This window comes from Blastomonas sp. CCH1-A6, from assembly GCF_001556365.1.
Classification (GTDB): domain Bacteria; phylum Pseudomonadota; class Alphaproteobacteria; order Sphingomonadales; family Sphingomonadaceae; genus Blastomonas; species Blastomonas ursincola.
On record NZ_LSIS01000135.1, the window covers coordinates 1 to 6,544 of the forward strand.

Here is a 6,544-nt window from a genome sequence, read left to right on the forward strand (position 1 = left end):
CAACCCTCCTTAAATCACAACCTCAAATCTGTGCCATTGGTGCTGACGGGGGACACGATGATCTACGAGCCGTTGCCGCTGCAGAACCCGAGCGAACATCGTCGCAGCCTGCATTGAGGGAAGGGGGATGGGGCCATTGCATCTTGCAATGGAAAGGAAGCCTCATGTCCTGCGACATCGATTACCGTTACCGCCGCGCTCTCCAGCCTGATGGACTGACAACCTTCGAGAATGCGCTGCGAGCATTAAACGAGGCCGTCGATGATGTCCGCCTTGCAGGCCGGCAAGCTTCAAACTGTCCGGCAGTACTGCTCCTCACCCGCCACCTGCAGCGCATTGCCGACGGAAGGCCGACCGAATGTGAGGCAGACGACCAGGCGCTGCGGTCCCAGTGCATCGAACGCCTTGCCGAGCTCAAGCACAGACCGGCGATCATTGCGCTGGTCAAGCGCGGGATCGACTATCGTCCCGAAGAGCTGCGCCATTACCGGCGCGAGGGCACGCGCGCCCTTCGCCAGATCGCAGCAGGGATCGGGCTCGAGCATGCCGATTATCGCATCAGCTATTACACCTCACAGGAACAACTCGCGGGCGAGCATGTGCTGGAAGCCGAAGGTATTTATGTCCGGATCAGCCCGGAGAGGTTCGGCGAGCCGGGTCTCGCTTGGCGCAACCCGTTCTGCAAACCGCCTGGCGCGGTGATGCGCAAAGCGCCGATCACCGCCCTTGCAGACATTCCCGCACTCACGGCGCGGATCGCGCGCGAATTGAAGATCGCACCTCCGGCACAGCCGGGGCTCATCTGAAGGAGAACACGCATGGGCTGGCTTTACATGCACCGTGCCGGAATGGGGGGCTTCGACACTCCCAAGGCCTATCTCGACAATCAGCTCACATGGGAGCGCGAGAATGAAGAAACCGGCACGTTCGAAGGATGCCGGGTCATCAGAAGCGTGTCCACAACCGGGGCCTATTACGCGGCTGTCCAGCGCTATGGACCGAATAACCAGACCCACGCCATCTCCGCGGTGATCTGTCTGGTCCGCTGGAACCCCAAGGCCGCAGACGGCCTACTGTTCGGCTACAAGGACATGGATGAAAACTCCGGGCCGGTGGAGGCCTGGTGTCCCAGAAGTATCCTCGAGGAACTGGGGCCAACCCGTCACCCTTATGCCCTCGACTGGCGCAACCGCTGCTACCGGCAGCTGCGGCTGAAGGAACGCAAGATCGCCGATGGCGACATGATCCGACTGCCTGAACCCATGAAGTTCACCGACGGGAGCGAACACGCCGAATTCAGGGTGACAAAGCGTGGCGCGAGGATTGAACTCAGCACGCCCGATGGCCGAGGCCGGTTCCGCATCAGCAGATTGATGGAGCGCCGGTTCGAAGTCGTGCCCCCCAAGCGTGCGCCGCGCACATTCTTCCCGGCAACGCCGTAACGCTCGGGAGGTGACCATGCTGCTTCAGAGCCTCGACCCGAGAAGGGCGATCCTGTGCGGACGCGCCAATGCCGAGCGCCTCGCTATCCGGATGGCAGCAAATTCCGGGCAGAGCCATGCCGTGGTAAGAACGGACAGCAAGCTCCAGCCATTCTGTGTTTTGCCTGCAGAGCAGGGCGTGCCCGGTGTCATCGAGCTACAGGTTGTCGTCCTGTAGGCTATCTCGGATAAATGGGGCTCTTGCCCTTCATCACTTGTTCACGCTTGCAACTGTACCAATACCAGTACAATGTTCCGGGAAAGGATGAAGCTATGGATGTTATCACCTACTCAGAAGCGCGCGCCAATCTGAAAGGCATTATGGATCAGGTGGTCAGTGACCGGACACATGTCGTGGTCACGCGCCAGAAGGCAGAGTCGATCGTGATGGTCTCGCTCGAAGATTGGAACGCGATCGAGGAGACCATGTACCTCCTTTCGAACCGCACCAATTCCGACCGCCTAAGGCAGTCGATCGAGCAACTGGATGGTCAAGGCGGCAATGAGCGCGGGCTGATCGAGCCTTGAAGCTGGTCTTTGCTAACAATGCCTGGGAGGATTATCTTCACTGGCAGCAAGCCGATGACAAGGTTTTCACCCGGCTCAACGATCTTATCAAGGAATGCCAGCGAACGCCTTTCAAAGGAACCGGAAAGCCTGAGCCTCTCAAAGGCTCCCTGGCAGGCTGGTGGTCGCGGCGCATCACCAAAGAAGACCGTCTGGTCTATCGCGTCACTGGCAAAGGAAACGAGCAACAGTTAGAGATTGCCCAATGCCGGTTTCACTATTGAACTGAGGCTCCTACATGAAATCCCATCGCGATGCGGAAGATAGCGCGCGTGATCCGCGCAAACTGATAGCGCAGCTGGGCACAACGGGCGATGAACTCGCGCGCACTCTTGGTCTCGACAAAGATGCTACCCGCCGCATGGAATCAGATGACATTCAGCGGCGCATAGGCTCGATGAGAGAGGTGGTCAGCAAGGTGGAACCGCGTTTCGGTTCTATGATCATGGCCTATGCCTGGTATCGTTCTGAGCCGCTTTCCGGTTTTTCCGGCCAGACTGCGATGGAACTTGTGCGCTTCGACCGCGTGCAGGACGTGCTGACTTATATTGATGCCGTGGACGCAGGCGTTCATGCCTAGGCATGGCGATGTCGCCGAAATGTCTATTCCTCGATCATCCCTCCGAGGCCGGGATCAAGATACCACGACGGGCCTTCGGTAAAGTCGGCATTGCGCGCAGGAACCGGGCCATCAGGCTCTGACGAGACGTAAGGGTTGACCATCGGCGCAGGGTGCTGCCCCGATCGCAGAATGTGCCCCGACATCTGGCAGCGCGGCCCGAGGAGCCCGAAAAGCCATTCGAGATCGTCGAGCATCTGGACAACCCCGCGCCCTGCCAGCGCATAGTAGAGGCAGCGCTGATAGTCATCGCAATGGCAGGACAGGATCTGCGTCAGCCGAGCCTTGGCATTGGGCAGGCCCTGGAAGACGCCCTGCAAGGTCTCATAGAGCTCGCGCGCCGAGTAATAGGCATCGAACGGCTCCACTCCGATCGAGGCATTGGCGAGCATGCGCTTGGTCGGACGGCAATTCGGATCAAGTGCCGCGTCGCGCAGCGTGACATCGAGGTCGAACTTGCCGATATCAAAGACCTTGTTCATTATTCATGGGCTCCTGCAGATTATGAACATATAGTGAACAAACGACAGGGTCAAGGCGTCATCATGCATGTGGCTGGTAGGTAAGGACACCACAGGAAAGACCGGCAGGGTCGCCATCAGCGACGAGCTGAAGGCTGCGCTGGTGCGGTGGTATACAGGCCGGGGCAGCGAGGCCGACCACCGCGCTTCGGTCTCACTGGTCTCGACCGCGCGAGAGAACCACAAGTGGATCGCCTGCGATTGCCTTGGGGCAGAGCATCCGCCGCCGCTGATGAGCGCGGCCTATCTCAGTTTTCAGGAAACCTATTACCTCCGGCGTCTCACTTCGCGGCCAGGCCACGATCCAGGTTGCCCGTTTCATCTGCCGCAGGCGCCACCGCGCATCCGCGAGACCGTGAAGGATTCGCTCTATGCTATCGGCCTACCAAAAGGCCTGTTCAGTGCTCACCAGAAGGCACCGGAGAAGCTTGCACAGAGGCCAGAGGACATAGAGCCTGACGACCGCTCACGCGGCGTCGCCATTCCGCGCCTCGGCAAGCTGCTCTGGCTGCTGCTCGAGCGCGCAGGCTCGAACATCCTTCGCGAATTACCACCCAGTGGCAGGCGCGCAGGCTCGATCAGCGAAGAAATGCGCCACCTCAAGCGCGCCGCTCAGGGCTTCGACATCGCGCCGGGCATCCGGCTGTCGGATCATCTCTACACCAACGCGATCGATTACGAGAAACGGCGCGTCCATGCCCGATTGCGGGCTGCGGCCGAAACCTGGCCGCCCGAGTTTGCGCCGCAGGCCTTTCTGCTTCTCGAAGCAAACGAGGTCACATCAAGCGAGGTGGTGACGGGGCTCGGGACCGTCGAAATCCGCAATCGCATCCAGCACACCGGGATCATCCGCGCCGAGGTCGAGCCACCCTTTCTCGTGCTGGCCGTCGTCGGCGAGCATAGTCGGCGAGAAGGATACTTGGCGCTGCGCGCCTATGCCCAGCCTGTCTTCAGCGGAAACCAGTTCGTGCCCGCCGAGCGCGACCATGATCGCGACGTGCTGCGTGCGCTCCAACATGCCCAGTATGAATTGCGCCGCCTCGGTGTCAGGATGGCCGTCAAGAAGGTCCTCTTTGACATCGCGCTGGCTGCGGGCTCGGCGAGGCCGGATTTCCTGGTGGCGCTGCTCGATGAGCATAGCGGGGTGGAGTGCAAGTTCGCGCTCCAGATCCTGCAGTCGGATGATGCTGACTATCTTGAGCTGCGCAGCATCGAGCGCGAGCGTCTCGGTCAGGCCGGGCTTGTCGTATCCCTGCCAGTCAGCAGCGTGACGCCTGAGGCAATTATCAGCGAAGCCCGCCGCATTCTCGAGTGAAGGGGAGGGGGAGGATGTGAGCGAAACTGAAGAAGGAGAGTTCGCTCATGACTTGCTTTGCTCCGTCGCCGTGCCCATCGACATCGATCTGGGGTGCTGTCCAGCAGGCCGATCAGCTGGCCCCCGGCGTATGGTCAGTTATGACCGCCTGCCACGGCGGCATCATCCTGTCCGATCAGAGACAGGCGGCCATGCCGCCGGCGCTGCAAATCGAGAGCGGGTCCTACGAGGAAGACTGCGATTGGTCGCTCCCGATCCTTGCCTTTTCCAGCGAGCTTGATGGGCAGGGCTCCTGCTCCGCGGGCTTCCTGCAGCTTGCCCGCGATACCGCCAAATGTTGGCATCCGGACCGCTTTAGCGCCTTTACCGGCGAGGCCGTCGAGGAGAATGCCTCCACGATCCTGCGGACGCGTAAGGTCTACATCGCCGCGATCGGCGAATTCTGCGTGACCAGCGCCTGGGGTGATTGGGCCGAATGGGTGCCGGAAGGCAAAGTTGGCGTGATTGCCCGGCAAGTCGAGGGCGTCGATCACCTTGGCCGGCCAAACTATGGCAAGGCCGAAGTCTGCGCGCTCATCGCCAAGGACCTCTACGCTGCGCGCGGCGAGGTCACAGCGCTGCGCGATACGGTGCACGAGATCATCCCGATGCCAGGGGCTCTGCGGCCCAAACGAGTGGGCTGATCGATGCCATTGAAATGGGCTTCGTTCGGCCGAAGTTGTAGACTTTGCCATGTGGTCATCTTATATGACCAGTCATCACACATGACTATAGGAGTGTCAGATGCGAGCTGAAACCTACGGCGCAGCAGACTTCAAGGCCAACTGCCTTGCAATCCTGGACCGACTGGCACGCCGCGATCTCGATCAAGTGACCATTACCAAACGAGGTCACGCCGTCGCGGTGTTGACGCCGCCGCCCAGCATGGCCGACGCCGTTAAAACGCTGCACGGTTTTATGTCTGGCTCCGTGAGCATTCCCGAAGGTTTTGACCTCCTCTCACCGGTAGTTGATGAGCCGTTGGCTGCAAGCGAAGGCGTGTTGCACGGGTGATGACGAAGAAGAAACCCACCGAACTGCCCAGCTCTGTCCTGCTTGATACGTGTGCGGTTATCTGGCTCGCTAATGGTGATCCGCTTGCCCAAGAGGCGCTCGCGGCCATTTCACATGCCGCACTCGCAGAAGGCGTGTTCGTGTCACCCGCATCGGCTTGGGAGGTGGGATTGTTGAGCCGCGTTCGCAGCGGCAATGGTCCGGCGCTGACGTTCCTTCCGGACCCGCAAAGCTGGTTTGCGCGGTTCATGGCCGGTCCCGGCATCAAGGAAGCACCGCTCCTTCCCGAAATTGCGATTGCGTCCTCGCATCTGCCTGATCCCTTGCACGGTGACCCTGCCGACAGGTTCGTAATCGCTACAGCACGGCACCATCAAATTCCTGTCATCACGCGCGACAGCAAGATCATCGATTACGCGGCCCAAGGCCATGTGAAGGTTATCGCTTGCTGAGTTTTTGGCTTTAGGCTTGAGCCAAGCGACTGTCCCGCTCTGCAAGATATAGCAAAGCTCGGCGCGGCTCTCCACCGGATCAACCTAACGTCTAAGGCGCACGGGTGTCTCGGCCATGCGCGCTGATGGCGCGGCCCGAAGGCCGCCCGGCTCCGACCCGGCATCGATCCGCCGATCTGAAGGGAAGGGGGAGGGGAGGGGCGAACCAGTGCGATGAAGGACCCCTTGCCATGAACCCGACAGTTATCCGACCCAGCGTCAGCCCGAAGACAATCACCAAAGTCACGCGCCTCTTCAACGGTACCATCGGCGATATTCTGGGAGAGCTCCTCCAAAACAGTCGCCGCGCTGGCGCGTCCCGGATCGATATCGCCTGCTGCGCGGATAAGGACGGAGCGCGCCTGACCCTGGTTGACGACGGAACCGGTGTCGCCGACCCCCAGACCATGATTGCGCTGGGGGATTCGGGCTGGAACCAGCGCATCCATGAGGCCGAAGACCCGGCAGGCATGGGTGTCTTCAGCCTGGCGGGCAAG

General features: G+C 60.6%; 11 protein-coding genes and 1 pseudogene. 11 read left to right on the forward strand and 1 reads right to left on the reverse strand.

Annotation, left to right across the window (positions count from 1 at the left end; translation table 11 throughout):
• Positions 1-164 precede the first annotated feature (164 nt).
• The 6 genes from AX735_RS05230 to AX735_RS05255 all read left to right on the forward strand — a co-directional run bounded on the left by AX735_RS05230 (position 165) and on the right by AX735_RS05255 (position 2,628).
• Positions 165-806 (forward strand): hypothetical protein, encoded by a 642-nt coding sequence (locus AX735_RS05230; protein WP_060977707.1) that lies wholly within the window; start codon positions 165-167, stop codon positions 804-806.
• A gap of 12 nt (positions 807-818) precedes the next feature.
• Complete coding sequence (locus AX735_RS05235) at positions 819-1,442, forward strand: DUF6927 domain-containing protein (protein WP_066276715.1); 624 nt, start codon at positions 819-821, stop codon at positions 1,440-1,442.
• A 16-nt stretch (positions 1,443-1,458) separates the two neighbouring features.
• On the forward strand, positions 1,459-1,659 hold the full coding sequence (locus AX735_RS05240; RefSeq protein ID WP_066276724.1) for a hypothetical protein: 201 nt from the start codon (positions 1,459-1,461) through the stop codon (positions 1,657-1,659).
• A gap of 95 nt (positions 1,660-1,754) precedes the next feature.
• Positions 1,755-2,009, forward strand: a complete 255-nt coding sequence (locus AX735_RS05245; RefSeq protein ID WP_060977715.1) for a type II toxin-antitoxin system Phd/YefM family antitoxin — start codon at positions 1,755-1,757, stop codon at positions 2,007-2,009.
• The gene (locus AX735_RS05250; protein ID WP_066276727.1) at positions 2,006-2,272 is read left to right on the forward strand and encodes a Txe/YoeB family addiction module toxin; all 267 of its coding nucleotides are present in this window, start codon (positions 2,006-2,008) and stop codon (positions 2,270-2,272) included. The genes AX735_RS05245 and AX735_RS05250 overlap by 4 nt, the downstream gene beginning before the upstream one ends.
• A 14-nt stretch (positions 2,273-2,286) precedes the next feature.
• On the forward strand, positions 2,287-2,628 hold the full coding sequence (locus AX735_RS05255) for an antitoxin Xre/MbcA/ParS toxin-binding domain-containing protein (RefSeq protein ID WP_066276730.1): 342 nt from the start codon (positions 2,287-2,289) through the stop codon (positions 2,626-2,628).
• Between the two features lie 23 nt (positions 2,629-2,651).
• Here AX735_RS05255 and AX735_RS05260 read toward each other — a convergent pair whose 3' ends face one another.
• Positions 2,652-3,149: a hypothetical protein gene (locus AX735_RS05260; protein WP_066276735.1), complete on the reverse strand. Its 498-nt coding sequence runs from the start codon at positions 3,147-3,149 to the stop codon at positions 2,652-2,654.
• Positions 3,150-3,420: 271 nt separating this feature from the next.
• On the opposite strand from AX735_RS05260, the gene AX735_RS05265 reads away from it, so the two are divergent.
• The 5 genes and pseudogenes from AX735_RS05265 to AX735_RS05285 all read left to right on the forward strand — a co-directional run.
• Positions 3,421-4,503 (forward strand): hypothetical protein, encoded by a 1,083-nt coding sequence (locus AX735_RS05265; RefSeq protein ID WP_156447427.1) that lies wholly within the window; start codon positions 3,421-3,423, stop codon positions 4,501-4,503.
• A gap of 47 nt (positions 4,504-4,550) precedes the next feature.
• Positions 4,551-5,186: a DUF7007 domain-containing protein gene (locus AX735_RS05270; protein WP_446471784.1), complete on the forward strand. Its 636-nt coding sequence runs from the start codon at positions 4,551-4,553 to the stop codon at positions 5,184-5,186.
• A gap of 100 nt (positions 5,187-5,286) precedes the next feature.
• Entirely contained in the window at positions 5,287-5,556 is a 270-nt protein-coding gene (locus tag AX735_RS05275; protein ID WP_066276745.1) for a type II toxin-antitoxin system Phd/YefM family antitoxin, read from the forward strand.
• Positions 5,556-6,008: a type II toxin-antitoxin system VapC family toxin gene (locus tag AX735_RS05280; RefSeq protein WP_066276746.1), complete on the forward strand. Its 453-nt coding sequence runs from the start codon at positions 5,556-5,558 to the stop codon at positions 6,006-6,008. The genes AX735_RS05275 and AX735_RS05280 overlap by 1 nt, the downstream gene beginning before the upstream one ends.
• Positions 6,009-6,238: 230 nt before the next feature.
• Positions 6,239-6,544: pseudogene (locus AX735_RS05285) on the forward strand (ATP-binding protein); the annotation flags it as partial.

What these genes read in the sequence shown, in the direction of transcription:
- AX735_RS05280 (WP_066276746.1), top strand. Translation starts at nt 5,556, where the DNA reads ATGACGAAGAAGAAACCCACCGAACTGCCCAGCTCTGTCCTGCTTGAT.
- AX735_RS05265 (WP_156447427.1), top strand. Translation starts at nt 3,421, where the DNA reads ATGAGCGCGGCCTATCTCAGTTTTCAGGAAACCTATTACCTCCGGCGT.
- AX735_RS05270 (WP_446471784.1), top strand. Translation starts at nt 4,551, where the DNA reads ATGACTTGCTTTGCTCCGTCGCCGTGCCCATCGACATCGATCTGGGGT.
- AX735_RS05255 (WP_066276730.1), top strand. Translation starts at nt 2,287, where the DNA reads ATGAAATCCCATCGCGATGCGGAAGATAGCGCGCGTGATCCGCGCAAA.
- AX735_RS05240 (WP_066276724.1), top strand. Translation starts at nt 1,459, where the DNA reads ATGCTGCTTCAGAGCCTCGACCCGAGAAGGGCGATCCTGTGCGGACGC.
- AX735_RS05260 (WP_066276735.1), bottom strand. Translation starts at nt 3,149, where the DNA reads ATGAACAAGGTCTTTGATATCGGCAAGTTCGACCTCGATGTCACGCTG.
- AX735_RS05245 (WP_060977715.1), top strand. Translation starts at nt 1,755, where the DNA reads ATGGATGTTATCACCTACTCAGAAGCGCGCGCCAATCTGAAAGGCATT.
- AX735_RS05230 (WP_060977707.1), top strand. Translation starts at nt 165, where the DNA reads ATGTCCTGCGACATCGATTACCGTTACCGCCGCGCTCTCCAGCCTGAT.
- AX735_RS05275 (WP_066276745.1), top strand. Translation starts at nt 5,287, where the DNA reads ATGCGAGCTGAAACCTACGGCGCAGCAGACTTCAAGGCCAACTGCCTT.
- AX735_RS05235 (WP_066276715.1), top strand. Translation starts at nt 819, where the DNA reads ATGGGCTGGCTTTACATGCACCGTGCCGGAATGGGGGGCTTCGACACT.